Origin of the sequence: Sphingomonas turrisvirgatae, from assembly GCF_001721295.1 — a bacterium.
GTDB classification, from domain to species: domain Bacteria; phylum Pseudomonadota; class Alphaproteobacteria; order Sphingomonadales; family Sphingomonadaceae; genus Sphingomonas; species Sphingomonas turrisvirgatae.
The window spans coordinates 51,621-76,981 of sequence record NZ_MDDS01000003.1 but is presented as its reverse complement, the minus strand read 5'-3'; the positions used below and the strand labels follow the sequence as shown (position 1 = coordinate 76,981).

General features: G+C 66.4%; 28 protein-coding genes and 1 tRNA gene. 20 read left to right on the top strand and 9 right to left on the bottom strand.

Annotated features, from left to right (window positions below; genetic code table 11):
• Nucleotides 1-36 precede the first annotated feature (36 nt).
• From arsH to BFL28_RS00360, 6 genes are all read right to left on the bottom strand, one after another.
• Nucleotides 37-783: an arsenical resistance protein ArsH gene (arsH, locus tag BFL28_RS00385; RefSeq protein ID WP_069318662.1), complete on the bottom strand. Its 747-nt coding sequence runs from the start codon at nt 781-783 to the stop codon at nt 37-39.
• Nucleotides 780-1,220 (bottom strand): arsenic resistance N-acetyltransferase ArsN2, encoded by a 441-nt coding sequence (gene arsN2 / locus BFL28_RS00380; RefSeq protein ID WP_069318661.1) that lies wholly within the window; start codon nt 1,218-1,220, stop codon nt 780-782. Before arsN2 ends, arsH begins: the two co-directional genes overlap by 4 nt.
• On the bottom strand, nt 1,217-2,245 hold the full coding sequence (arsB, locus tag BFL28_RS00375) for an ACR3 family arsenite efflux transporter (RefSeq protein WP_069318660.1): 1,029 nt from the start codon (nt 2,243-2,245) through the stop codon (nt 1,217-1,219). Before arsB ends, arsN2 begins: the two co-directional genes overlap by 4 nt.
• Entirely contained in the window at nt 2,245-2,673 is a 429-nt protein-coding gene (arsC, locus tag BFL28_RS00370) for an arsenate reductase (glutaredoxin) (RefSeq protein ID WP_069318659.1), read from the bottom strand. The genes arsB and arsC overlap by 1 nt, the downstream gene beginning before the upstream one ends.
• Before the next feature lie 9 nt (nt 2,674-2,682).
• A complete protein-coding gene (locus BFL28_RS00365) occupies nt 2,683-3,012 on the bottom strand; it encodes an ArsR/SmtB family transcription factor (protein WP_069318658.1) in 330 nt (109 codons plus the stop codon).
• A 133-nt stretch (nt 3,013-3,145) separates the two neighbouring features.
• On the bottom strand, nt 3,146-4,327 hold the full coding sequence (locus tag BFL28_RS00360) for an abortive infection family protein (RefSeq protein WP_206599048.1): 1,182 nt from the start codon (nt 4,325-4,327) through the stop codon (nt 3,146-3,148).
• A gap of 147 nt (nt 4,328-4,474) precedes the next feature.
• Here BFL28_RS00360 and BFL28_RS00355 point away from each other — a divergent pair, with 147 nt between their 5' ends.
• From BFL28_RS00355 to BFL28_RS00345, 3 genes are all read left to right on the top strand, one after another.
• Complete coding sequence (locus tag BFL28_RS00355) at nt 4,475-4,669, top strand: hypothetical protein (protein WP_420911743.1); 195 nt, start codon at nt 4,475-4,477, stop codon at nt 4,667-4,669.
• A 161-nt stretch (nt 4,670-4,830) separates the two neighbouring features.
• Nucleotides 4,831-5,793 (top strand): nucleoid-associated protein, encoded by a 963-nt coding sequence (locus BFL28_RS00350; RefSeq protein ID WP_158011609.1) that lies wholly within the window; start codon nt 4,831-4,833, stop codon nt 5,791-5,793.
• A gap of 142 nt (nt 5,794-5,935) precedes the next feature.
• A complete protein-coding gene (locus tag BFL28_RS00345; protein WP_173655647.1) occupies nt 5,936-7,162 on the top strand; it encodes a hypothetical protein in 1,227 nt (408 codons plus the stop codon).
• Nucleotides 7,163-7,232: 70 nt separating this feature from the next.
• On the opposite strand, the gene BFL28_RS00340 is transcribed toward BFL28_RS00345, so the two are convergent.
• Nucleotides 7,233-7,523, bottom strand: coding sequence for an ArsR/SmtB family transcription factor (locus tag BFL28_RS00340; protein ID WP_241527163.1), 291 nt, complete (start codon nt 7,521-7,523; stop codon nt 7,233-7,235).
• Between the two features lie 216 nt (nt 7,524-7,739).
• On the opposite strand from BFL28_RS00340, the gene BFL28_RS21225 reads away from it, so the two are divergent.
• From BFL28_RS21225 to rlmB, 13 genes are all read left to right on the top strand, one after another.
• Complete coding sequence (locus BFL28_RS21225; RefSeq protein WP_069318653.1) at nt 7,740-8,477, top strand: hypothetical protein; 738 nt, start codon at nt 7,740-7,742, stop codon at nt 8,475-8,477.
• Nucleotides 8,478-8,543: 66 nt separating this feature from the next.
• Complete coding sequence (locus tag BFL28_RS00330; protein ID WP_069318652.1) at nt 8,544-9,425, top strand: 3'-5' exonuclease; 882 nt, start codon at nt 8,544-8,546, stop codon at nt 9,423-9,425.
• On the top strand, nt 9,422-10,114 hold the full coding sequence (locus BFL28_RS00325) for a hypothetical protein (protein ID WP_069318651.1): 693 nt from the start codon (nt 9,422-9,424) through the stop codon (nt 10,112-10,114). Before BFL28_RS00330 ends, BFL28_RS00325 begins: the two co-directional genes overlap by 4 nt.
• Complete coding sequence (locus BFL28_RS00320) at nt 10,111-11,001, top strand: P-loop NTPase family protein (RefSeq protein ID WP_069318650.1); 891 nt, start codon at nt 10,111-10,113, stop codon at nt 10,999-11,001. The genes BFL28_RS00325 and BFL28_RS00320 overlap by 4 nt, the downstream gene beginning before the upstream one ends.
• A gap of 14 nt (nt 11,002-11,015) precedes the next feature.
• Nucleotides 11,016-11,684, top strand: coding sequence for a multiubiquitin domain-containing protein (locus tag BFL28_RS00315; protein ID WP_158011608.1), 669 nt, complete (start codon nt 11,016-11,018; stop codon nt 11,682-11,684).
• Nucleotides 11,659-12,849, top strand: coding sequence for a ThiF family adenylyltransferase (locus BFL28_RS00310; RefSeq protein WP_069318648.1), 1,191 nt, complete (start codon nt 11,659-11,661; stop codon nt 12,847-12,849). Before BFL28_RS00315 ends, BFL28_RS00310 begins: the two co-directional genes overlap by 26 nt.
• 80 nt (nt 12,850-12,929) lie before the next feature.
• Nucleotides 12,930-13,331 carry a hypothetical protein gene (locus BFL28_RS00305; protein WP_069318647.1) on the top strand — a complete coding sequence of 134 codons (402 nt, stop codon included), beginning with the start codon at nt 12,930-12,932 and terminating at the stop codon, nt 13,329-13,331.
• A gap of 292 nt (nt 13,332-13,623) precedes the next feature.
• Nucleotides 13,624-14,442, top strand: coding sequence for a hypothetical protein (locus tag BFL28_RS00300; RefSeq protein ID WP_069318646.1), 819 nt, complete (start codon nt 13,624-13,626; stop codon nt 14,440-14,442).
• Complete coding sequence (locus tag BFL28_RS00295) at nt 14,439-16,751, top strand: Mu transposase C-terminal domain-containing protein (protein ID WP_069318645.1); 2,313 nt, start codon at nt 14,439-14,441, stop codon at nt 16,749-16,751. Before BFL28_RS00300 ends, BFL28_RS00295 begins: the two co-directional genes overlap by 4 nt.
• Complete coding sequence (locus tag BFL28_RS00290) at nt 16,751-17,686, top strand: TniB family NTP-binding protein (protein ID WP_069318644.1); 936 nt, start codon at nt 16,751-16,753, stop codon at nt 17,684-17,686. Before BFL28_RS00295 ends, BFL28_RS00290 begins: the two co-directional genes overlap by 1 nt.
• Nucleotides 17,686-19,422: a TniQ family protein gene (locus tag BFL28_RS00285; RefSeq protein WP_069318643.1), complete on the top strand. Its 1,737-nt coding sequence runs from the start codon at nt 17,686-17,688 to the stop codon at nt 19,420-19,422. Before BFL28_RS00290 ends, BFL28_RS00285 begins: the two co-directional genes overlap by 1 nt.
• A 211-nt stretch (nt 19,423-19,633) precedes the next feature.
• A tRNA-Gly gene (locus tag BFL28_RS00280) sits at nt 19,634-19,707 on the top strand.
• 77 nt (nt 19,708-19,784) lie between these two features.
• Nucleotides 19,785-20,537, top strand: a complete 753-nt coding sequence (gene rlmB, locus BFL28_RS00275) for a 23S rRNA (guanosine(2251)-2'-O)-methyltransferase RlmB (protein WP_069318642.1) — start codon at nt 19,785-19,787, stop codon at nt 20,535-20,537.
• 222 nt (nt 20,538-20,759) lie between these two features.
• Here the strand turns inward: rlmB and BFL28_RS00270 are convergent, their stop codons facing one another.
• Complete coding sequence (locus BFL28_RS00270) at nt 20,760-21,077, bottom strand: 2Fe-2S iron-sulfur cluster-binding protein (protein ID WP_069318641.1); 318 nt, start codon at nt 21,075-21,077, stop codon at nt 20,760-20,762.
• A gap of 54 nt (nt 21,078-21,131) precedes the next feature.
• Between BFL28_RS00270 and BFL28_RS00265 the strand changes: the two genes are divergently transcribed.
• From BFL28_RS00265 to fghA, 4 genes are all read left to right on the top strand, one after another.
• Entirely contained in the window at nt 21,132-21,755 is a 624-nt protein-coding gene (locus tag BFL28_RS00265) for a DNA-3-methyladenine glycosylase family protein (protein ID WP_069318640.1), read from the top strand.
• Nucleotides 21,756-21,819: 64 nt separating this feature from the next.
• On the top strand, nt 21,820-22,932 hold the full coding sequence (locus BFL28_RS00260; protein ID WP_069318639.1) for an S-(hydroxymethyl)glutathione dehydrogenase/class III alcohol dehydrogenase: 1,113 nt from the start codon (nt 21,820-21,822) through the stop codon (nt 22,930-22,932).
• A 52-nt stretch (nt 22,933-22,984) separates the two neighbouring features.
• Nucleotides 22,985-23,383: a VOC family protein gene (locus tag BFL28_RS00255; protein ID WP_069318638.1), complete on the top strand. Its 399-nt coding sequence runs from the start codon at nt 22,985-22,987 to the stop codon at nt 23,381-23,383.
• A gap of 28 nt (nt 23,384-23,411) precedes the next feature.
• Entirely contained in the window at nt 23,412-24,248 is an 837-nt protein-coding gene (gene fghA, locus BFL28_RS00250) for an S-formylglutathione hydrolase (protein ID WP_069318637.1), read from the top strand.
• A gap of 86 nt (nt 24,249-24,334) precedes the next feature.
• On the opposite strand, the gene dapF is transcribed toward fghA, so the two are convergent.
• The gene (gene dapF, locus BFL28_RS00245) at nt 24,335-25,264 is read right to left on the bottom strand and encodes a diaminopimelate epimerase (RefSeq protein ID WP_069318636.1); all 930 of its coding nucleotides are present in this window, start codon (nt 25,262-25,264) and stop codon (nt 24,335-24,337) included.
• Nucleotides 25,265-25,361: the final 97 nt, after the last annotated feature.

Genomic DNA, 25,361 nt, shown 5'->3' with positions numbered 1-25,361 from the left:
TTTCGTTCCGGCGCGGTCGGCGTCCACCACGCTGGCCTAGGCCTTCCCCTTGATCGCGATGGCGGAAGGGTCTTCGGCTGCGGCCTTCTGGCCGGCCGCCTTGCGCTCCGAATACCTGTCGACGAGCTGGGCCGCGTGCGGCCGCATCAGCACCGTGATGCGGACCAGCTCCTCCATCACGTCGACGATGCGGTCGTAGTAGCTGGACGGCTTCATGCGCCCGGCCTCGTCAAATTCCTTGTAGGCCATCGCGACCGAGGACTGGTTGGGGATGGTGAACATCCGCATCCAGCGGCCGAGCAGCCGCAGCGTGTTGACGGCGTTGAACGACTGCGATCCGCCAGACACCTGCATGACCGCGAGCGTGCGGCCCTGGGTCGGACGCATGCCCTTCATCTCGAGCGGCAGGTGGTCGATCTGCGCCTTCATGATGCCGGTGATCTGGCCGTGGCGTTCCGGGCTGCACCAGACCATGCCCTCGGACCATAGCGCGTGTTCGCGCAGCTCGTGGACGGCCGGATGATCGTCACCGGTTACTTGGTCGGGCAGCGGCAGGTCCGACGGATCGAAGATGCGGGTCTCGGCGCCGAACAGCTGAAGCAGCCGCGCAGCTTCCTCGGTCGCCAGGCGCGAGAACGACCGCTGCCGGAGTGAGCCATACAGAAGCAGGATGCGGGGCGGCGGTTGGTCGTCGCCGAGGCCCGCGGCGGGCCGGTGGATCACGAAGTGGCGATCGAGCGCCGGCAGGACGTCCACGTCGTGCAGCTGGCGGAGGCGGCTCATGCGAGTTCCTTGACGAGATATGAGGCGCTCGCTGGGCACAGCGACGAGAGCTGCGCGGTGCCGGTGATTGCAGCCGGGGCCGTGGTGCGTTCGCCGTCGCGATAGCCGCGCCCGCGGAAGAACCCGGCGACACTCGTCGTGAGCAGGTGCAGGCGCTCGACACCTTCCCGGCGCGCGACCGCCTCGGCATGAGCCACGAGAAGCCCACCATGTCCTTGGCGCTTGCGGCTCGGCAGCACCACGAGCGAGCGGAGCAGGCGATCCGGTCCGTCGCCCTCGATGCCGATGAACCCGATCGGCCCCTTGTCGTCGGACAGCTCGAAAAAGGTGCGGCCTGGGTGGTCGAGGTCGTTAGTCGGAAGAGCGGCGGCGTCCAGCGCCAGCTTCAGGATGTCGCGTGCCCCGCCTGCCAGTGGTGCGAAGGTCGTACGGCTCATGCAGGGGCGCCTTCATACCAGGCGCGCGTGCGCCTAACGATGGCGACGACGCTCAGCATGACGGGCACCTCGACGAGCACGCCGACCACTGTCGCCAAGGCTGCGCCGCTCTTTAGGCCGAACAGCGAAATGGCGGCGGCCACCGCGAGCTCGAAGAAGTTGGACGCGCCGATGAGCGCAGCGGGGGCGGCGACGCACCAGGCAACGCCCAGCCGCTTGGACAGCCAGTAGGCGATGCCGGCGTTGAGGTAAACTTGGATGAGGATCGGCACCGCGATCAGCGCGATGACGAGCGGCTGCGTGACGATCTGCTCGCCCTGGAAGCCGAACAGCAGCACCAGCGTCGCGAGCAGCGCGACGAGCGACACGGGGCCGAGCCTGCTCAGGAGTTGATCCAGCGCGGGCTGGTCGCCTGTCGCCAGCAGCGCCCGGCGGATGATCTGCGCTGCGATGACCGGCACAACGATGTAGAGCACGACGGACAGCAGCAGCGTGTTCCACGGCACCGTCACCGAGGCGACGCCCAGCAGCAGCGCGACCAGCGGTGCGAACAGGAACACCATGAGCAGGTCGTTGAGCGCCACCTGGCTCAGCGTGTAGGTCGGCTCGCCCTCGCACAGGTTGGACCAGACGAACACCATGGCGGTGCACGGCGCCGCGGCCAGCAAGATCAGGCCCGCGATGTAGGATGGGATCTCGCCGGCGGGCAGCATCGGCGCGAACAGCCAGCCGAGGAACACCGTTCCCAGCGCCGCCATCGAGAACGGCTTCACCGCCCAGTTCACGAACAGCGTGACACCTACGCCCTTCCAGTGCTGACGGACCGAGCCGAGCGCGCCGAAGTCGATCTTCAGCAGCATGGGGATGATCATCAGCCAGATGAGCGCCGCCACGACGAGGTTGACCCGCGCGACCTCGGCCGCGGCGATGGCCGCGAAGACTTGCGGGATCGCCTGTCCGAGCGCGATGCCGGCGACGATGCACAGCGCGACCCAGAGCGACAGATAGCGCTCGAACGTGCTCATCAGCGCACGCGCCGGCCGGCGGCGTCCACGACCTGCTCGCCGTCCTCCTTGGCGAAGGCTGCCTGCTGCGGCTCGGGCAGAATGTCGAGCACCGCCTCGGACGGGCGGCACAGCCGCACCCCGAGCGGCGTGACGACCAGCGGCCGGTTGATCAGGATCGGGTGCGCCATCATCGCGTCGACGAGCGCCGCGTCGCTCAGCGTCTCGTCATCGAGGCCGAGCTCGTCATACGGCGTGCCCTTCTCGCGCAGGAGCTGGCGGGCGGTGATCCCCGCGCGCTCGATCAGCTGGATCAGCAGCGGGCGTGCTGGCGGTGTCTTCAGATACTCGATCACGTGCGGCTCGATGCCGGCGTTGCGGATCATCGCGAGCGTGTTGCGCGATGTGCCGCATTCTGGGTTGTGGTAGATGACGACGTCCACGGCCATCACGGTTCCTCAGCAGCAGGTGAGTTCGGCGATCAGCGGCTCGCACAGCTCGGCGCGGCCCTGGCAGCAGTCTTTGGCCAGGAAGGTCATCAGGTCGCGCAGCGCGTCGAGGTTGGCGCGCTGGACCATGCGGCGCCCCTGCCTGTCGGATCGGACCAGCCCCGCCTTGGCGAGAACCGCGAGATGGGTGGAGAAGGTGCTCTGCGTGAGCGAGAGCATGTCGGCGAGCTCGCCCGTGGAAAGCCCTTCCGGCTCGTGCCGGACCAGATGGCGGAAGGTCGACAGTCGCGTCTGGTTCGCCAGCGCGGCCAGCACATCGAGAGCATCAGCCTGGTTCATGCATCGGCATTAACCGATGCATACGGCAAGCGCAAGAAGTATCGGAATATCCCGATCAATGGCGATCGCCGATATGTGGCCGCGAGCGCATTGCCGTGAAGTTGACCTGCGAGCTGGTCCGTCGTCCGGCGGATCACCCGTCGACCGCCGTCCCGATCGGTATGCTCCGCTTCGCGTCCCACGTTGCGATCAGAAATGTCGCCATCGAGCCTGCCAGGTTGACGGCGAGCTCCGCATGGCGCGCCGCGGGACGTGCACGTTTCGGTCCTCCCCCGTGCGCGTCGCCCAGCTTGTTGCGCAGGGCCCCCAACGACTCGACCACGGACTGGCAGTTGCCGAGGATCTGCTTGAAGACCTGTTCGCTGTGATCGTCGGGCGCCAGCTTCAGCCCCTTCGACAGCTTGCGATAGAGCGCCGGCAGATCGTCCTGGTCCGCAGCCGGTATGGCGAGGTCGTCGAGCAGCCAGCGGCACACGTCCTCCAGCAGCGTTCGCGCTAACGTGATCGCCCCGGCGGGATCGTCGCCGCGGCGGTCAAGGGCCGCGGTCCAACGCGCATGGACCTGCTCGGGTTCGAACTTGGCCAACATGTCCGAGATCGCGGCATCTGCAGGCGTCCCGATCGAGGCGGCATCGACCGTGTAGACCGGGCTGCCCGACATCCGACCACTCCGCGACAGGCGGTAGCCGTCGTGCTGCAGGTGCCGGTTGATTTTCTCGACCCGGTCCTTCTGACCGGCCTCGTCGATGGCGGTCGGATGCACCGCGGCCTCCAGAAAGCGGAAGAGCAGCGCCTTCGACGCGTCGAGCAGGCCGAGGCGTTCAAGCAGTTCCCGGTTGCTCCAGTCGTGGTTGCGAATCGTGTGCTGGACGATGTCGTCCTTGAGCGAGAGACGTCCCCAAACGTCGTCGTCAGGTGACACCGCCGGCATGGCCGTGATCGGCCACAACTGCTCGAGAAACTCCAGCTCGTCATATCCTGGGCACAGCGGCTGTCCGTCGAAGACCTCGATGATGCGGCGGCGGGTCAGCACCGATACCGCAGGCGTCCGCTCCTCGCTCACCTTAGCCACCAGCTCGGCCAACCAGAAGTCCCACACCTGCCCGAGCAGGTCCTGCCCGATCTCCGCGAGCCGGGCGGTCGGCTGCGAGAGCAGGCGCGAGTTCACGTAGCGGAACTTGCCCTGCATCGCCTCGTCGCTCGTGCCGGGCGCAAGACCGAGCCGGGTGCAGACGGCGGGGACGTCATAGGCTTTGTTACCCGCGACGATTTCGGCGATGCGCGTTCTGAGGTCGTGGACGCTGATGGTGCTCATGCGGGCAGCGTAGGGCATCGGCGCTGCGGCTGCCAAACGCCTGCTTCCCGACCTGCACGGTCGTATCGATATTGATTTCTGTTCTCTCTATGTTCTACTCAAGATGTAGTCATCGAAAGGCGACTCGGGATCGAGGTTGAGGACATGATGCAGGACCAGAGGCTGCGCGCGGCTGCCCGGGCGATCTACGACGCGTGCTATCCCAGCGAGGATTGGGCGCCGGTCGGCTTCGACGAGGCTGAGCGCTATCGCACGGTCCATTATCGGCAGGCCGTCGGCGCCGCGCAGCAGGCCCGTGCCGAGCTGACCGGCGCTGATCCTCATCCGGACCTATTCGGGTGACGTCCGCGCGTGGGGTCGGTGTCGCGATTGGCAGATGCCCGTCGGTGCTGCATGATCGCCGTCAGGGGGATGCGATGCCGTTTCTGACTGACGCCGAACGTGACGACCTGCGTATCGACCGGATGATCTTCCACGTGGTCGGGCCCGATCTCGAGGAGCCGGTGCTGCTCGCCGAGTTCGACCCGCCGATCTTCACCGAGTTCTTCCTCAAGCGCATCAAATCGGCGCTCGGCGGCAACGCCTACAGGTTCATGCAGGATTCGCCGACGATGGCGACGCTGCGCGAGATCGGCGGCGACGACGCCGTGTTCGTGACCGGTTCCGAGCGGCTCGCCGGCGCGTTCCAGCATGAGCACCGCAGGAATTCGATCGACGGGGTGTTCTTCCTCTTCCTGCTGAGCACGGTCGATGACCGCCGGTTGTTCGCGCTGGTCAAGTACGACAACGACCAGGTGCTGAAATACGACATCGCCGACCGCGATGGCCAGCGGCGCGCCATCCTAGAGGAGTTCAGGCAGACCTTCTCGACCAAGCGCGAGTCCCTGCAGAAGATCGCGCTGGTGCGGCTCGGCGAGGAGGACGGCGAGTTGATGGTGCGCGATCGCTCCCGGCCCGACGGCATATCCGAATACTTCGAGAAGTTCCTTCGGGTGCGTCGTGCGGCCACGCCTGCCGAGTTCACGAAGAAGGCCGAGCGGGTTTTCAAGGAGGTGTTCAGACAGCACAGGGCGGATCTCGATCCCGACATCGTGAAGGGCGGCGCCCGCCGCATCAACGAGCAGTTGCGCGCAACGCGCGAGTTCGGGCCCGAGACGCAGGGCCAGCTGTTCGACTCGATCTTCGGCATGCTTCCGGACGACTCCCCCGTCCGGAAGACGTTCAAGCGGAAGCTGACGGCGCAGCGTCTGGACGAGGAGACCTTCAGGGTCGATCCGACCGCGATCCCCAAGCCGTCGCGCAAGCGGATCGAGACAATCGAGGGCATCCAGATTCTGTTCGACGAGGAGGTCAGGAACCGGATCGAGCGGCGCGAACTCGACACGGGGGATACCGAGATCCGGATCACGACCGCGCGTGTCACGGTGGACGACGACGATGCCCTTGGACGTATCGGCGGCGCTTGACGCCTCGGGCGCACTCGACGTCGGCGAATCCATCGGGTCGCTGACGGTCGCAGGCACGCCCGACGAGGCCGCCCTGTCGGCGTGGCGCGCGGTTGCTCTGGATTGTGCCGACCAGGGCTGTCGGTTGACGTGTCGGGACGACTTGGGCGACGCCCATGACCTGACGACCGCCGATCTGTCGGAACTCGCCGGCGAGCCGTTGCGGATCACGCTCGAGATCGGGCAGCCGGCGAACGCCATCCGCGTTGCGACGAGCCAAGGGCTGCGCCGGGCGCTGGCCGTAGTGGATGCTTCGCCGAACGTGTCCGAAATCCGGCTGCTGGGCCTGAACGAACCGATCGTGACACTCGGCGTGAACACCGTCCCCTGGCGATCGGGCGACGTGGATGCCGCGCCGCGGCCCGCCTCGGCGTATCCGTCGCCGCGGCGGTTCGCGCGAACCATCGCGGGGGACAGCCGGGCGCCGGCGGAGATCGGCAGTTGGCTGCTGGATGGCGACCCGGATCGTCGAGACGAGCCGTTCCTCTTGTGGCGCGGGGCGGCTGCGGATGCCGTCCGTCGGTCGCTGGCGAGCGAGATCTACGACGTGGATGGCACCACGCGGGTCGTGCTGGCTGGTTCGCCCACGCGTCGTCTCAATCTCGGCGACGGCGACGAGACGGTCGAGTCGTTCACCGCTCTCCAGGAAGCGGCGCGCTGGCTGTTCGTGGAGGGCCGCGACGTCGAGCTGCGACATACGTTGCTGGCAGGTGAGCTCGCGCGCGAATGGCGTGACGAGCAGCCGTTGGCGGCGGGGTTGCCGGGGCGCCTGCCCGTCGCGCTGGAGAGCGCCGGTCTGGCGTATCGCGCCCATGTCCAGCATGGCAGCCGCGAGACGATCAAGAGCCTTTCCGATCTGCGCAAGACGCTGGCCGAGGAGATCGGGAAGGTCACGCAGCAGACGCGGGACCTGAGCAGCGGCCTGTGGCGCGACGTGGCGGTGGCGATCGTCACCATCGCGTTTCGGCTGTCGATGGACGCGACCAAGTCGACGGCGACGCCGGTCTATTCGATCGTCCTGCTCCTGGTCGCCGCCTACATCGTGGTCAGCCAGGTGGTGACCGTGAAGAGCAGCCGGGCCTTCCTCAAGGTCGCCGCGGATGCGCGCGCGCAGTGGCGCCACAAGGGCTACGCCTATCTGTCTGATTCGGAATTCGATGCGCTCGCCGGAACGCCGTTGAAGGAGGCTCGCAAGGTATATGACGGCGTGGAACGGGCGGCCAACTGGGTAGCGGGACTGGTGGCGGCCGGCTTGGTCGTCTTCGCCGCGTGGGAGGCGGGCGTCCTGACTGCGGCTTGGCGCGCTCTGTCCGCGTTCGCCTGCGGCTGAGCGCGATCGACCTGTCGACGGCAGACCGCCGTCGCAGGTCGGTGGGCTGTCGAGCTCCGGAACTGCCGTGTCAGCCCGGATCCTCGTCGCCCAGGTGGCAGTCGTTCATCAGGAAGAGCGCCAGATCACGCACCGATGCGGGCTCCGCCTTGTAGATGACCTTGCGCCCGACCTTGCTCGACGAGATCAGCCCCGCCCGCGAGAGGATCGTGAGGTGGACCGACATGGTGCTCGCCGGCGTGCCGATGCGCTCGGCGAGCGCTCCGGCCGCCAGTCCGTCGGGTTGCGCTCGGGCGAGGTGTGTGAAGACCTCGAACCGGGTCGGCTGGGCCAGCGCGCTCATCACCTCGATCGCTTCCATCTTTTCCACTCCACTAGAATAGTCGAAGCGTCAGCCGCTGCAAGCGCTCATGATCCGGCCGGCGGTGATTGCCGCGCCGTTAACCATCAAAATACGTTTCGGCATTTCTAGAAGGATTGAAATAATCGGAACTGGTTCTACATTTGTTCGGTCCGATCATTGGTCGCCGTGATCGGGTGGGTCTGCGTTAGAACCATCGGCGACGGGAGCGAGGCCATGAACGCCATGACTCTGAATGCGAAATTCCAGACCGTCCCGGCGTCGACCGCGGGCACCTGGGTCGAGTATCTGGATCCCCTGGATGCGGACGAGAGTTCCGATGCCGTGGTCACGACCTCCCGCCGGGCCCTGACCCGCGTGGCGCTGGTCGCCGCCGAGGCGGGCGCGCGGTTCCAGCGTGAAGGTATCGGCCACGATCCGATGGCGTGGATGTTGGCGCCCCGCCGTCTCTTCCGCGGATCGGCAGCGCTGGAGGCTTGCCTCGACCGGGACAACTGCCTGCGCGCCGTTCTGCTGCACGGCCTATCCATCGGCCTCGATGCGACTCCGGCGCGTATCGATGCCATCCTCGCCGACGACCTCAGCGGGGATGACTTTGGTGGGCCTTGGTCCGGAGGTGCCCGCGGCGACGTTTCGGGCGGCGCGCCTAGCGCTCCACGGCTGCGTCTGTATAGCGCGGTCGTCGTGATCGCTCGCGGCGGGGAGTTGCTCCACGCCTTCCACGCTTCGCTGGCGCCGTCGGCCGCCGTGGTCCGCGAGCGCATCCGCGCAAGGTTCGGTTCTGCCGCTGCTGCGCAGGCCGAGATCCGCGTCGGGTTCGATCCGGATTGCCCGGCGACCATGGGCATGGTGCCGCCTGCGGTGGTCGACACCCTGATCGCGGTGGGCCGGCGGCGGCGGCGCGCGAGCTTCGAGGGCCTGGACATCACGGTCGAGCAGCGCCTCCCGTCCTGATCCTCGCCACCGTGGCCGCAGCGCCGACCCCTTAGCAACCCATCCCAACCCGAATGGAGACAGACCATGACGTTCTCGAACGTCGGGCGCGAACTCGCGCCCGCGGAAGGCGGCGATTCGTCCGTTCGCCTCCTGCACAAGCTCGAAGTGCAGGAGGGGCCCACCGGCGACGGCATCGCCAAGGGTCCGCATGTCGGACTGGTGCTGGACGTGGAGACCACCGGCCTCGACGTCGAACGCGACGCCATCATCGAACTCGCGATGCGCCGGTTCAGGTATGACGATCAGGGCGTCATCACCCACATCGACCGCGCCTACGAATGGACGGAGGACCCGGGAAAGCCGATCCCGCCGGAGATCGCGATGCTGACCGGCCTTCGCGACGAGGACGTCGCCGGTCAGATCATCGACGACGAGGCTGCGGTTCGCCTGCTGCGATCGGCCACCATCGTGATCGCCCACCACAGTCGGTTCGACCGTCGCTGGGTCGAGCGTCGGCTCGAGGGGGCACAGGGTCTCGCCTGGGCCTGCACCATGGAGCAGGTCGACTGGCGCAGCCGCGGCTTCGATGGTCGGAGCCTCGGCTTCCTGCTCTGTCAGGCAGGCTGGTTCCACGATGGCCACCGGGCCGGCGCCGATGTGGATGCGGTGATCCAGCTCCTTCGTCACCCCTTCGAGGACGGCCGGACCGCGCTCGCCGATCTGCTCGAGCGTTCCGCCAGGCCGAGCTGGGTGGTGCGCGCCGTGGGCGCGGATTTCTCGGTCAAGGACCTGCTCCGGTCGCGCGGATACCGTTGGGACCCCGCCCGCAAGACCTGGTGGACCGAGGTCACCGACGACGAGCGCGGGCGCGAGGAGTTCTGGCTGGCGGCCAACGGCTATTCGACTTCGGCGAGGGCGCTCGGGCCGACGTTCGAGGAGATCTCGGCCACGACGAGGTTCCTGTGACCGCCGCCGGCCACCGCCGCGACCGCCGCGCCGCGGACCGCACGGCGCTGCTCGTCGAAGCGCCCGACGTCGGCGCGGGCTGCTGGCCCGCCGTCGACGCGGAAGCGGGATCGGTGCTGCTCGTCAGACGCGTTGCGCCGGATGCCGGGCGGCGCGACGCCATCTGGGACGCCCATCTCGATCCCCGGTCGGCCCGCGAGGTCTTCGACTGGATGACGAGGCGACCCGATCAGTGGTCGTTGTGGGCGCGCCTGGCGTTCCTGTTCGGCGACCAGGCCGTCTCCGCCATCGTGGTCGAGGGCGCTCGCCGCGATGCGGATGAGGCCGCGGTGCAGGAGGAGACCGCGCGGCTCGAGGCCGAGGAGCGCCGCCGGCTGCACGAGCGCATCGAGCTCTTCATCCTCGATTCCAAGAACCAGCGCCCCGGCCTGTCGCTGGAAAGCGGGGACGAGGACAAGCCGTTCTTTGTCATGCGCTTTTCCGAGAAGTGGGAGCGCGAGCGCGTGCTGGACTGGATGCGCTGGCAGAGGCCGCGCTTCGCCGAGTTTCGCACCCTGGTCGCGGCCGAGGGGGCGGTCGCGCTCGAACGCGTGGTCATTGCCGGCATGCGACAGACGGAGGCGGACGTGAAGCGCCGCGGCCTGGCTTCGGGCGGTCGCCGCCCGCTCAGGTTCTGGAGGGGCGAATGAACGCGGCCGCTCCCGACGGCGGCCCGTTGGCCGTCGGCCTGCCTGCGCAACGCCCCTTCGAAGGGCCGGCGTCGGTCCTCGTGGCTCAAGGCTTCACGCCCGACGCGATGCCGCTGGGCCTGGACGCGGCGCTTCCGCTGTGTGGCGGCGGGGACAGAATCCGCAGGCGGCTGACCGCGGACCTGGGCTTCGGCTGGCAGTCGTCTCTGCGCGGCGTGATCGACCGCGCGGTATTGCGGCAGGAGGCGACCGGGGCCGACTGGCTGACGCTTCCCCCGCTGATGCTGAGCGGTCCTGCGGGGGTCGGACGCACGCACGTCGCGCGCCGGATCGCGAGCCAGGCCGAGTTGCCGCATGTCGGCGTGACGGTCGGCGGAGCGTTCGGCATCGAGCAGCTGCAGCCGACCGCATGCGGGCCGGACATGATACTGCCGTCGGCGCCTGTTCTCGCCATGGCCGTGTCGCGCTGCGCCAACCCCATCGTCAGCGTCTGCGGCATCGACGACCTCGATGCGGCCGGACAGACCGATTTGGCGCGGATGATCGATTCTGCGACGGCGGAACGGTGGGTGGACTACGCCTGCGGTGCGACGGTCGACCTGCGTCACGTGAACTGGATGATCCAGGTGCAGGAGCCGGCGGCGCTGACGCCGACGCTGCTGCGTCTGCTTGAGCCGGTTCCCCTCCGCTTCCCGGAAGGTCAGGACGTCCCGCTTCACCTCGTCGAGATCCTGGCCGAAGCGGCGGTCGATCGAGGCGTCGTCGATCGCGTCGGCGCGCTCGCCGAGGACGGACTGGCTTACCTCGCCCGGTTTCGCGGCGAGCGGTCCGTCGCGAGGATCTACGCCGACGCATGCCAGTGGCTCGATGCCCAATTCGAACAATGAGGAAGGAGATCGACATGGACGACAACGATGGTTTCGAGATCGATGTGGACGGCAGGGTGCAGTCAGTGAGCTCGGCGGAAGTAACCGCAGCGCAGCTGCTGGCCCTGTCCGGCGTGGGGGACGGGATCGTGATCAGGGTTGACGGTGGGCGCGCCGCCCATGTCGCGCCCGATCAGCCGGTGCTGATCCAGGCGGACGTGCGTCCCGCCTTCCGCACCTTCCGCGATGGAACGCTCCGTCACCTGCGCGTCGCCGGGTTGATGTGGGACTGGGGCGGTCCGGCGATCACCGAGACGGACGTTCGGCGGATCGGGGGCATCGGCGAGGACGTCGAACTATACCTCGACGGCGGCGAGACCTCGCTGCGTCGGGGCTCGGTCATCGACCTGACGACGCCGTGGCCGCCCCATGTCGAGGCTCGCGACGCGCTGCCGGACCACGCTTCCGTGCCCGTGGTCATCAACGGCAGGACCGTATTGCTCGATCGTCCCGACGTCACGTTCGAGGACCTCGTCGGATTGGCCTTTCCGGGCACCGATCTGACGACGGCGTCGAGCAGGGCGTTGACCGTCACCTATCGGCGCGGTCCGCCCGACAGGCCGGAAGGCTCGCTGCTCTCGCAGGAGGCGATCACCGCACGGCGGGGTGAGGTCTTCAATGTCAGCGCCACGAACAAGTCGTAGCGCCGATCTGCAGCGCCTGGTCGACGATGGCTACGAAGTGGCCATCGTCGCCGGGTATCTGGTCGTGCGCGACGTGCCTTACGTGGATCGGTATCGGCGGGTTCGGCGGGGCCAGCTCGTGTCGACGTTGGATCTCGCCGGCGATCGGACCATCGCGCCCCGCGACCATCAGGCCTGGTTTGCCGGGGCGCTCCCCTGCGACCGCGAAGGACGGCCGCTCGTCAACATGGTTCATGCGCAGCATCAGCGGCGCGATCTGGGCGGCGGGCTGGTTGTCGACCATTGGCTCTGCAGCAAGCCGATCGGGCGCGAGTTCGTCGACTATCACGAGAAGATGGTGACCTTCGTCCATCAGATCTCGAGCCATGCGGTCGCGCTCGATCCGTCCGCCACCGCCCGCACCGGGCGAATCGTCGCCGCGGATGGATCGGAATCCCCCTTCCACTATGTCGACACGGCGACTTCTCGAAGCGGCATCGGCAATCTTTCAGACCGACTGGCCGGCCAGGTCATCGGCATCGTGGGACTCGGCGGCACCGGCGGGTATGTGCTCGACTTCCTGAGCAAGACGCCCGTAGCCCGCATCCATCTGTTCGACGACGACCTGTTCCTGCAGCACAACGCGTTCAGGGCGCCCGGTGCTGCCTCGCGTGACAGCCTTGCGGAACGGCGCGCCAAGGTCGACCACTTCGACCGGATCTACTCTCGGCTGCATCGGGGTATCGTGCCGCATCGGGTGAGGATGGGCTGTACCACTGCGCATCTGCTCGACGGGATGGATTTCGTGTTCCTCTGCCTGGACGATCCTTCGGCTAAGCGGCCCATGATCGATAGACTCGAGGACCGCGGCGTCGCTTTCGTTGACGTCGGCATGGGACTGCAGGCCGGAAACGACGGGCTGACGGGTGTCTTGCGGGTGACCACGAGCACCGCGGAGGTGCGCGACCACGTGTGGGATCGGAACCGCATCCCCATGGCGGGCGCCATCGACGACGATCCGTATTCGACCAACATTCAAGTGGTCGAACTCAACGCCCTGAACGCAGCGCTGGCTGTGACCCGGTGGAAGCGGCTTTTCGGCTTCTATGTCGATCTCGGCGCAGAATACTTCGCCACATACGACGTCGCCGGAAATTACATCATCAACGAGGATACGACTAAATAACTCGAGAGTAGAAGTAAGTTGGACTCTAGAGTCCAACTCTCATGTTGACTTAAACTCTGAGTCAATGAATTGATGAGGACATGGGAAAGGCCGACAGATTCGCCGGTAAGGTGCTCATAAGGAGGCGCAGCTCCTGCATCGCAGATCTGGAGCAGCTCTGCGCGGAGCGTGACGAGCTGATGGAGCAGCTGAGACAGGTCGATGCCATGATCGGTGCGACGGAGGCATACATCCGCGAGCTCGATATTCGTTCCGGTGACGCGCCTCCGGATCGCCGGCTGCGCGGGGCACGCAGCATCCGGGAGATGGTGTTGACCGTCGTGACCCAGGCGGGCGGGCCGCTTCGGGCGAGCGATATTCAAGCCCGGATCGAGAAGGAGTTCGGCCGGTATGTCCGGCGGACCAGCCTGTCGCCGGTCCTCTCGAAGCTGAGGTGGGCCGGGAAGCTCGGACACGGAGAGGAGGGATGGAGCATCCCGTGAAATGAGGCGGGGCCGTTCGCGCCAACGAACGACCCCGCAGTGGCTCAGTCGATTCCAGACAGCCCTCGAAGACCAACCAGCGGGTTGCACCCCGCCAGCCAAGAAAGGAACTCAACGATGACCTGACGGACTTTCACCCAGCCAAGTCGGCCGAGAGGAAGAATCTCACAACCGCGAATCGCGGTCAAGCCTCAGCCTGTCGGTCTCGCAGAAATACTTCACCCGGAGCGTCTCCGGGGCGGTCCCCGGCGCCTGCGCGCCGGCCGGTCCGTATCGATCGATCGGTCCTATCATGACGAAGAAGCGGCTCGTCACTCCCGACGACTATGCCTGGCCTCACGGCATCACGGTGAGCGCCACGCCGGTGCGCAGGATCCATACGCGCGCGAGGCGCCGCAACACGGCGCTCGTCTACTCGACGTTGCCCCTCGGCATGCGCGAGGTGGAATCGAGCGTGGAGGAGCGCTTCGCGAGAGTCGCGCAGCTCGACCCCGGCGTCTCCCGGCTTCGGTCGCAGCCTTCGTGGCTGCGCGTGGCCCAGGATGGGCGGATCAGGCGCCGCGCGCCGGATTTCGCGGTGATGTATGATGGTCGGGCCGAGTTGCACGAGGTCAAGCAGGACGCGGAATGCTGGGATCCCGAGGTCGCCAGCGAGCTGTTGGCGGTTCGGACGGAGGTCGAGCGGCATGCGCACTGGCGCTACAGCGTCTCCCGCGAGAGTGCGCTGCTCGCCGAGCCGCTCGCCTCGAACACCGACCTTCTTTGGCGGCACCTCCGCCCCGAGCACCAGCTCGACTACGAGCTCCGGTTGCGCGTGGCCGAGGTCGTGAGCCAGGATGTCGTTCCCGCGCGCGTCGTATTGGAGCGGGTCCGCCGGCGCGGGAGGGGCATCGCGTGGCAGGATCTGCTGTCGCTGATCGCTGGTCGTCTGATCGATTTCGACGTGGCGGTGCCGCTGAACATCGACAGTCTGCTGTGGAACCGCTTCTCCGGCCCCGCACGGGCGCGCACGCTTCCGTTCGGCACCGTTGAGTCCGCCATCGCCGTGCCGCCGCCCACCAGGCTCGTGCGCCCGTTCCTGTCCGTTCCGCTCCGGGGGGTGCGGCTGTGACCGGGACGACCGTGCAGGCGCGCACGCCGCAGTATGTGTTCAACAAGGGAGACATCCTGTCCTGGCGTGACCGCGACTGGACGCCGGAGCGGCGGCGCGGCGACGTCGTCGACTTCGCCAATGGCGTGGAGCTGGAGACGTTGACCGACGAGGAGATCGCGGGCCTCATCGGCCAGCGCGAAGCGCGTATCGTGCGCGCTGGGGCGAGCGCGAAGGATCGCCAGCATGCGGCAGCGGGGGCGGACCTTGCGCAGCTGCCGCGTTCGGTGGTCGAGGACGGCCGTCGGAAGGACGCATACGTCCACGAGCTCGTCCAGCTCGGGCTGACTTGGCATGCCCCGACCTCGAAGGTCGAGGAGGCGATCGCTGACGTCGCTGTTCGGATCGGAGACCCACAGCCGCCTGCGGCATATCTCGTCAGGCGCTGGTGGAAGAAGGGCAGGCGCCGTGCGGCCGGCGCGGGCCGTCTCGGCGACCGCATCACGGTTGGCGACTTGGTGCCGCAGCATGGCTTCAAGGGCAACCGCAGTAACCGGGTGTGCTTCGAGGTGTCCAAGATCATCCACAAGGCGATCAAGGACGTCTATCTCACCAGGGAGCGGCGTTCCGTCGAGAGCACGCTCGGCGCGGCCCGCCATGCTGTCAGGACCGAGAACGAGGGCCGTGGGCCGGAGGATCAGCTGTCGCTGCCCGGTCGCAAGGCGGTGGAGGCGGCGATCGCCAGCCTGCCTCGTAAGGACGTGATTGCGGCACGCGAGGGTCCCGACGCCGCCTACCAGGCTCTGGGCCCGGTAGAGCGGAGGGCGCGTCCGCAGGCACCGCTCGACGAGGTGGAGATCGACCACACGCCAAGTGACCTGTTCGTGCTCGACGGTCTGAGCGGAGCGCCGCTCGGCCGGGCCACCATCGGCCTCGGCGAGGACCGTTGCACGGGCGCGCCATGGGGCATTCACGTCGGGTTCGATCCGCCCAGCACTCACACGGTCATGCAGGTCCTGCGCAACGGGGTGTTCCCGAAGAACTACGTCCGCATCTATGCTGACGCCGGCATCTGGGACGTTGAGGGCTCATGGCCGGTGTTCGGTGTGCCGGTGAAGATCTCGACGGACCGCGGCGCCGAGGCGCTGAACAACGACATCCGCGCGATGGGCGCGGACCTGCCCATCAAGGTCGTCGAGGCGAAGGCCGGCCGGAAGGGGCGGCTCAAGGGCGAGATCGAGCGCCGGTTGGGGTCGCTGAACCGCGACCTGCTCCAGGAGCAGCGCGGCACTACCTTCTCGAACATCGTCGATCGGGACGATTACGACCCGAAGAAGAACGCAGTGATCACCTATGAGGAATTGCTGGAGAAGATCCACATCTGGATCGTCGACATCGTCATGCAGCGCAAGCACGGCGGCACGGGCGACGTGCCGATGCGATTGTGGAACGAGAAGATCGAGACCTATCGTCCGCACCAGGTCGAGAACGCCGACGCGCTGCTGCCGCTGTTCGGGCGAGTGGAGCATCGCATCGCCCGACGCGACGGGATCAAGTTCAAGCATCTCTTGTTCCAGTCGGACGAGTTCAACGCGCTCCTCTCGAATCCGGCCTTCCTGAAAGCGTCGACGAACGCCCGCGGCAAGGTCGTCGTGCGCTTCCGATACGACCCGTCCAACATCGACCACGTCCAGGTCTACCTGCCGCACGCGCGGGGTCAGGAGACGATGCACATGCGGGTACCGGTCGAGAAGCGCGCAACCGAATACGCGCATGGGCTTTCCGTCTGGGCCCATGACGCGATTGTGAAAGCGGCGCGCGAGAAGGCGGATGCGGCTGTCGATCTGGCGGCCCTCGACCGGGCCAAGGTGAAGCTGATCGCGGACATGGACGCCGACATGCCTGGCTCGGCCAAGGTCCGGAGCACGCTCAGGACCGCGCGCATCCGCCAGATCGGTGGTGTGGCACCCTACGGCGACAGCGTCAGGACCACGCCCGAGGGCAGCTTCGAGGACAAGCGGCAGGCGGCGGCAGTTGAGGCTGCCGCAGCGGCCGCCGGGCCGAAGCGGGGCGGGCCACCCCTGCCGGCGAACGACGGTCTCCCCGACCCTTCGCAGATGGAGCCGGACCTCGATGAGGATGAAGATCTCGCGGATCTGGAAGAGAAGGTGGCGACCGCGACACCCCGATACACCCGCCGGAGCGATCCGGCCGTCGTAGATACTCGCACGTCGGCCCCGGCTGGGAAGCGCCGCAAGGCCAAGCCCCGGACGCCGGTGAACGATTCCGGCGACGATATCGACTTCTACAGCGAAGGAGTGAGAGCGTGATGGAGAGCAAGGAGAATGCCGCGAGCCGCGTGAACTGGGATGTGGTCTCGGACGCGAAGCGTCGCGAGGCGCTGAACGGCATCTTCGTTCCGCGCGAGCTCACGACCGACTTCGTGGATGCGATGCAGGAGCTGCGGCTGGGCTGCAAGGAGGGCGCGGAGGCCATGTGCCTGGTCATCGTCGGCGAGAAGGGCGTCGGCAAGAGCGCCTTTCTGAAGATCTATGCAGCCGAGAACCCGCGCGAGACGATCGAGGAGGACAATGTCGTCACGATCACGCGGCCAGTCGTCTACGTATCGTTCCCGCCAAGCCCTACGCTGAAGGGTTCGGCGGAGGTCTTCCTGGCGGCGCTTGCGGGAAAGTCCTCGATGAGGGGTAGCCGCACCGCGCTCACCCAACGCATCAAGGAGCTGCTCGTCGACCTGCGCACCGAGCTCGTGATCGCCGACGAGTTCCAGCACGTTCGCGAGGAAGGCGCCAAGGGCAAGAGTGCGGTGGCCGACTGGCTCAAGGACATCCTGAAGACGACGAACGTGCCGTTCGTGCTCTCCGGCATGCCCGAGACGGTGCAGATCATCGAGGCGGACGACCAGCTCTACAGCCTGTGCGAGGAGCCGGTCGAGATCACCAAGTATGACTGGGAGGACGCCGCGAGCAGGAAGGCTTGGCGTGCGATCCTCGCCAAAATCGACATGCAGATGCCGTTCAACGAGCGTTCGAATCTCGCTGAGGAGGAGACGGCGTTCAACCTCTTCGTCTGCTGCGATGGCAACCTGCGCCGCCTCCGTGCTTTGCTCAAGATCGCGGTGTGTCGCGCGATCCGCAACAAGGGCAAGGTGGTCGTCTGGGACGACCTGGCTGCGGGATACCACCGGCTACCCAAGCTGGTCGGCGTGAAGGGCAATCCGTTCGACCGTAACGGCCTGTTCAAGTGATGGAGGAGCCATCGAGCGAGTTCCCCAGGCGACCGCTCCCGGTCGTCGGCGAGAGCCTCTATGGATTCGAGCGCCGCTTCGCTTGCTGCACGCGCTATGCCACCCTTAGCACGTTTCGGCATGCCCTCGGCCTCACCGCGTTCGGGCCCAGGAGCGTGACCGCCAAGTGGCAGAAGCTGGCTTCGGCCGCCGGGCAGCCGCTCGACCGGCTCGAGCACATGCGGTGGTATGCGAAGGAGTATGGCAGCGAGAAGGACGTCGTCTCGCTTATGAACATCGGTGTCCGTGCCACCCAGGTGCGGAGCGAGGATCTGCGGTTCTGCCCCCATTGCCTCGCGGAGGCGAACGGACCCGAACGCCGCCTCCATCTGCAGGTGTGGCAGCTTCACCTGGTCACCGCCTGTCCGGTGCACGGCAACCTGCTGGTCGACGCCTGCGACGAGTGCGGCGAGACGCTCTGGCACAACCGGAAGACGAAACCATGGGCCTGCGCCTGCGGTCGCGAAATGACCGAAATGAAGACGGTTCATGCGCCGCGCGGAGCGGTCGAGACCTCGGGCGCCATCTTGTCGCACGCGTCGTTGCGAGGCACTGCCGGCTTCTTCGACACCGACCGGAGCCGGTTGCTGCCCGTGGAGTTCGAGGAGCTGTCCCTCGATGATCTGCTGGCGGTCTTCGCCAAGATCGGTCTGCTCGCAACCAGCTCCGAGGCGGATGACCCCCGTGTAGGTCAGCGCGCGAAGGTTCATCGGGGCGTTATGCTGGACGCGGACCTGGGTATCAGCCGCGCTGTGCGGATGATGGAGGCGGCTCACGTCGTGATGTCCGATTGGCCGCAGTCGGCCGACCCGCTGTTCGAGGCGCTCGCTGACCGGAACGGCGACGCTGATTTCGACCATCCCGTCCGGCGTATGTTCGCGACCGAGATGGGTTACCGCCTCCTGAGTCGCCTGCAATCGCTGGATGGTGGCTTGGTGAGCGTGGTCGATGACGCTCTCGAAGGCTGGCTGCTGCGGGAGCGGGGAATCTACATCGACGGCCGTAGGCGTGTGAAGACCGAGACGTCAGGCGACCTCGCGATCGACGTCGCGGACGCCATGCGGCGTCTTGAGGGACGGATCAAGAATCCGATGGGCATCTACAGCTGGGTGAATGCCGGAGCTGTCACGATGGTCGACAAGAAGGTCTCGCTCGCCTCCGTCGAACAGACGCTCGAATCCTTGGCCGGACTCCCGACACACGATCTGGATGACGCGATCGAGGTCGAGGAGTGGAGCAGTTCGAAACCGTTCAATCCATACTACCGTCGCGCGAACGCGATCCGGGACGTGCTCTCGGGTGCCATCCGGGTGAGCCCGTCGGCTAGACCGGATCGCACCGGCTTGGCTGCGTTGTGCATCTCGAGTTCCGACCTTCGCAGGCAAGCCGAGGCGCAATTGCCAAGAAATATGCAAGGATTCGGAAGGAAGAAGGCGAATCCGGAGCAGCCTGACGTGCCGCCGCTCATCAGGCGTGTCCGCGGCCTCCGCGCTCGGGATGCATTCTTTCAGCCATCGAGGATATCGGACCTGCTGTCGAAGCTGTGGCCCGGATCGCCGCTCGTCGACTTCGTCTCGATGCCGACTGTCCGTTGCAACTATGTCGTCCGCCGCTACGGCGGTCGTCGGTGCCCGAGACGCCTCTACAGCGTTGCGGACTCAATTGCTGCGATGAGCCAGATTTACGGCGGGCCGTAGTCCGCCAGCGTCTTGTGAATGCACTGTCGGCGTTTTCGCCGGCTTTTTCTTGCCCGCCTTCTAGGTCGCTGACGCAGCTACGGCGGCGAACCGTGAACAAAATGACCGCTTATGGGAGCGAAATTGACTCAGGCGCCGTCGGTCGTTCTCGCGTTCGCCCTCTGTGTTGCAAAATCAGAATGACCCTTTATGGGCGAGGTGACACACATGGGCGGGTATAGCACAATGGTAGTGCAGCAGCCTTCCAAGCTGAATACGCGGGTTCGATTCCCGCTACCCGCTCCATCCACTTTCTTCGGGTCGGCAAGCCGAACTGGTCGTGCCGCTTCCGCTGAACGCGGAAACAAACTAAGCGCACCCTCATGAACAGAGGATCACGGCGCGGGCATCGGCCCTCCACGCAATCGAGCAGCAAGCCACGGTTTTGGGGCCGACATGCGGTTACCGCAGCGCTGGCCAACCCCGAGCGGAAGGTGCGCAAGGTATGGGGGACGCGCGAGGTCATCGGCGCGCTCGAGCTGCCGCCGGTGGTGCCGATCACCTATGCCGAAGCGGCCGATCTGGCGCGGCTGGTGCCTGGCGATGCGCCACATCAGGGCATCGTGATCGAGGTCGATCCGCTGGAGGAGATCTGGCTGGGCGACCTGTTGGAGCAGGGTGCGGGCGATCGCCGGCCGCTGCTGGTGCTGGACCATGTGACCGATCCCCACAATGTCGGGGCGATCCTGCGTTCTGCGGCCGCGTTCGATGCGTTGGGTATCATCACGCAGGATCGGCACGCACCGCCCGAGTCGGGCACGCTGGCCAAATCCGCATCGGGCGCGCTCGAGATCGTACCGTGGGTACGGGTCGTCAATCTGGCGCGCGCGCTGGACGAGATCGGCGAGGCGGGGTTCTGGCGGATCGGCCTGGCAGGAGAGGCCAAGGGGACGCTCGCGCAGGTCATGGGCGATACGCGGCCGGCATTGGTGCTGGGCGCGGAAGGCGAGGGGATGCGGCACAATACCGCGCAGCATTGCGACGAATTGGCGCGACTGCCGATCTCGCCACGCATGGAGAGCCTGAACGTATCGAACGCGGCGGCAGTCGCACTGTACGCCGCGGCGGCCCGCTGAGGCGGCAATGCCACGATCAGCGAAGGGGATCGCGCTTGCGCTAGTCGCGTCGGTCTTACGGCGAGATCGTGAGCCAGAATAACGGGGCGGCGCGACCAGCACGGGCGAACGCCGGACGGTGACGTGGAAGGCGACGCCGCTGAGCAGCGACGCGCCGATGGCAGTGGTCAGGGTGCCGCCGTTAGGGTGATCCTTCCCTCTCCCGTTAGGAGAGGGGCTCGATCAATCCTCGGCTGCGATGGTGACCTTCAGCCCGTCGAGCGCGCTGGTGAACTGGATCTGGCAGGACAGACGCGAGGTCTCGTTGCGGTCGGAAGAGCTGTCGAGCAGGTCGTTCTCGTCCTCGCTCATCGGCGGCAGTTTGGCCGCAAATTCCGGGTCGACATGCACATGGCAGGTAGCGCACGAGCAGCAGCCGCCGCACAGGGCCAGCAGTTCGTCGAACCCATTGTCGCGGATCACTTCCATGACCGAAAGGCCCGCTTCACCCTCGACGGCGCGTTCTTCTCCTTCACGCGTGACGACGATAAGCTTGGGCATGACGATCTCCTCCAGTTGGCGCGCACATGCCGGGGATTTGCAAGGATGGCAAGAATGGGCCTGAACGCCGAGCAGTTGAAGGCGTCGTTGGACGCGATCGCGGAAATCGAGCCGCTGATGGCGGCGGCAATCGCGCGGGTTGGCTACCCCGCGCCGCGGCTGCGCGAGACGGGTTACGCAACGCTGTTGCGAACGATCGTCGGCCAGCAGGTCAGCGTCGCGGCAGCCGCATCGGTCTGGAACAAGCTGAGCGTGGGGCTGGGCGACCTGACCGATCCCGCATTGGTCGCCGCGGCGAGTGACGAGGCGCTGCGCGCAGCGGGGATGTCGCGGCAGAAGGCCAGCTATGCGCGCAGCCTGGCGAACGAGGTGACGAGCGGTCGCCTCGACCTGCACAACCTGCCCGAGGATGACGAGGAAGCGATCGCGCAGCTGGTGCGGGTGAAAGGCATCGGGCGATGGTCCGCCGAAATCTACCTGTTGTTCGCTGAGGGGCGCCCGGACATCTGGCCGGCGGGCGACTTGGCGGTGCAGATCGAGGTCGGGCGGATCATGGGGCTGGCGGAGCGGCCGAGCGAGAAGGCGACGCGTGAAATCGCCGAAAGCTGGCGGCCCCATCGCGGGGCGGCGGCAATCATGGCGTGGCATCATTACAAGGCCGAGATGGAGGTCATCTGAGCTTTTCGGGGTGGCATCGGCGCAGCCGGCTTGGCATTGAGCGCGCAGCAAAGGAGCCTGCCCCATGAAGACCCGTGCCGCCGTCGCGTTCGAGGCAAAGAAGCCGCTCGAGATCGTCGAGCTGGACCTGGAAGGCCCCAAGGCCGGCGAAGTGCTGGTCGAGATCATGGCAACCGGCATCTGCCACACCGATGCCTATACGCTGGACGGTTTCGACAGCGAGGGCATCTTCCCGAGCGTGCTGGGGCACGAGGGCGCCGGCATCGTGCGTGAGGTCGGCCCGGGCGTGACGAGCGTGGCACCGGGCGACCATGTCATCCCGCTCTACACGCCGGAATGCCGCCAGTGTAAGTCGTGCCTGTCCGGCAAGACGAACCTGTGCACCGCGATCCGTGCGACGCAGGGCAAGGGGCTGATGCCTGACGGGACCACGCGGTTTTCATACAAAGGCCAGCCGATCTTCCATTATATGGGTTGTTCGACCTTTTCGAACTTCACCGTGCTGCCCGAAATCGCGGTGGCGAAGATCCGCACCGACGCGCCGTTCCAGACGAGCTGCTATATCGGTTGCGGCGTGACGACCGGCGTCGGCGCGGTGGTCAACACCGCCAAGGTGCAGGTAGGCGAGAATGTCGTCGTGTTCGGTCTGGGCGGCATCGGCCTCAACGTCATCCAGGGCGCGAAGCTGGCGGGTGCAGGGCGCATCATTGGCGTCGACATCAACCCGGATCGCGAGGTCTGGGGGCGGCAGTTCGGAATGACCGACTTTCTCAATTCGCGCGGGCTGTCGCGCGAAGAGACGGTTGCCAAGGTGCTGGAGCTGACCGACGGCGGCGCGGATTACACGTTCGATGCGACCGGCAACACCGAAGTAATGCGCACCGCGCTGGAGGCATGCCATCGCGGCTGGGGCACGAGCATCATCATCGGCGTGGCCGAAGCTGGCAAGGAAATCGCGACACGGCCGTTTCAGCTGGTCACCGGGCGTAACTGGCGCGGCACCGCGTTCGGCGGCGCGAAGGGGCGCACGGACGTGCCGAAGATCGTCGACTGGTATATGGAGGGCAAGATCGCGATCGACCCGATGATCACCCATGTGCTGAGCCTGGAAGAGATCAATAAGGGGTTCGACCTGATGCACGCGGGCGAGAGCATCCGCAGCGTCGTCGTGTATTGACCGAGCGACGCTGTCCGCTGACGTTGCGAACAGCACTTGACAGGAGAGGGCGATGTTCAATCACATCATGGTCGGATCGAACGACATCGATCGGTCGAAGCGCTTTTATGACGCCGTGCTGGGTGCGCTGGGGTTTGCCGGAGAGGCTATCCCAAACGTCGCGGCGAGCGGGCACAAAAGGCTGTTCTATCGTCACAATGGCGGCACCTTCTGCATCTCCGAGCCGATCGACGGCCAGCCGGCCACTCACGCCAATGGCGGGACCATCGCGTTCAAGTGCGACTCGCCCGAGCAGGTGGCGGCGTTCCACGATGTCGCGGTGGCCCATGGCGGGCAGTCGATCGAAGGCAGCCCGGGGCCGCGCGATGGCGGTGCGCTCGGCCCGATGAACTTGAGCTACGTCCGGGATCCCGATGGCAACAAGCTTTGCGCGATCCATCGCCCGGCCTGATCGGACAATGACAAGGAAATAGCAGGCGATGGAAACGCTCTCGACCAACAAGGCGCATGGCGGCGTTCAGGGTGTCTATCGGCACGACTCCGCCATGACGGGCACGCCGATGACCTTTTCGGTGTTCGTGCCGGAACATGAAGCAGGGGCGAAGCTGCCGGTGCTGTGGTATCTGTCGGGCCTGACCTGCACGCACGCCAATGTGACCGAGAAGGGAGAGTATCGGGCGGCGTGCGCCGAGCATGGCGTCATCTTCATCGCGCCGGATACCTCACCGCGGGGGGACGAGGTGCCGGACGACGCGGCATACGACTTCGGCAAGGGCGCGGGCTTCTATGTCGACGCGGCGCAGGACCCGTGGGCGACTCATTTCCGGATGCGCTCGTACATCGAGGATGAGCTGCCGGCGCTGATCCTGCGCGAGTTCGCCTGCGCGGACATGGCGCGGCAGGGGATCACCGGCCATTCGATGGGCGGACATGGCGCGTTGACCATCGCCCTGCGCAACCACGATCGCTTCAAGTCGGTCAGCGCCTTCGCGCCGATCGTGTCGCCGATGGATTGCCCTTGGGGAGAGAAGGCGCTGAACGGCTATCTCGGCGAGAACCGCGAGGATTGGCGGGCCTATGATGCGTGCGCGATGATCGCCGACGGACTGCGCGTGACCGAGTTGCTCGTCGATCAGGGGGATGCGGATTCCTTTCTGACCGAGCAGTTGAAGCCCGAATTGCTGCGCGAAGCGTGCGATGCGGCCGGGATCGACCTGACGCTGCGGATGCAGCCGGGCTATGATCACAGCTATTACTTCATCTCGACCTTCCTGCCCGAGCATGTCGCCTGGCATGCCGCGCGGTTAAAGGGATGACCGCGCGCCCATGACCCGGCGCTGCGACGCGCTGGGGATTGGTCGGCGGGACATCATTCACCAGCAAACGGCAATGATCGCGGGTGTCAGCGGGTGGCGAGGCGCCAGGCGGCTTCCTCTGCCGCGCGGTCCCTGGTAATCTTCAGCGGGCCGAGTTCATCACCGATCTCGATCGTCGCTTCGTAGATGAAGGTGGCGTTGCCATCGATGATGACGCGATCGCTACCGTCCGGCCCTTCAGCCGTCACGCGAACCTTGCCGCCCGGGTTGTGGACGGTGATCGCCTGCCCGAACGGTACGCGGCCAGTAAGACCCGCGGCATGAGTAGCCCCGCCCATCGCGGTGCCGCAGGCGTTGGTGAGGCCAACCCCACGTTCAAAGGTCTGGACGAACAGGCCATCGTCACGCATCTCGACGAAGCTCACATTGGCACGATCGGCGAGCAGGCCCGGCCTGGCCTCGCACCAGCTGCCGAGTGCGACCAGCTCATCGACATCGATCCTATCGACGAAGGTAATGAGGTGCGGATTGGGCATGGCGAGCGCAGTGAAGGCGCGCGAGCTGGGGAGACCTGGAACCGCTGCGTCGATTACTGGCGCAGGAACGCGCAGGCCGACATCGCCGGGATCGCTTGACGCGGGGCCGGCGATGGTACGGACCGTGACGACGCCCGGTGCCAGCTCGGGCTGGCGCTCGACCCCTGCGCTGCTGGTCTTCAGCTTTACACTCGCACTTTCAAGGCCAAGTGCTTCCAGGCCCGCACGGCCGATGCAGCGCAGCCCGTTGAGGCAGGTTTCCGGCTCGCTGCCATCGGCGTTGATGACGCGCATGCCAAAGGCGTGCGTTTTGTCGCCCTGCACCAGCAACAGGATGCCGTCGGCACCTACCGGACCGGCGCGGTCGCAGATGCGCCGCGCGACCGGCACCCAGTCTTGCCCGGCCAGCGCGGGATCGCGCGCATCGACCAGTGCGAAATCATTGCCAGACCCGTGGCATTTGATGAAGGCGAGTTCCATGCCGCCGCATCTAGAGGCTGGCGGGTCGCGTGCAACCGCAGTTCGGCTTGAGGGGTTGGAAGGCGAGCGCGGTAGTGCGAGAAGGACGGACATGATG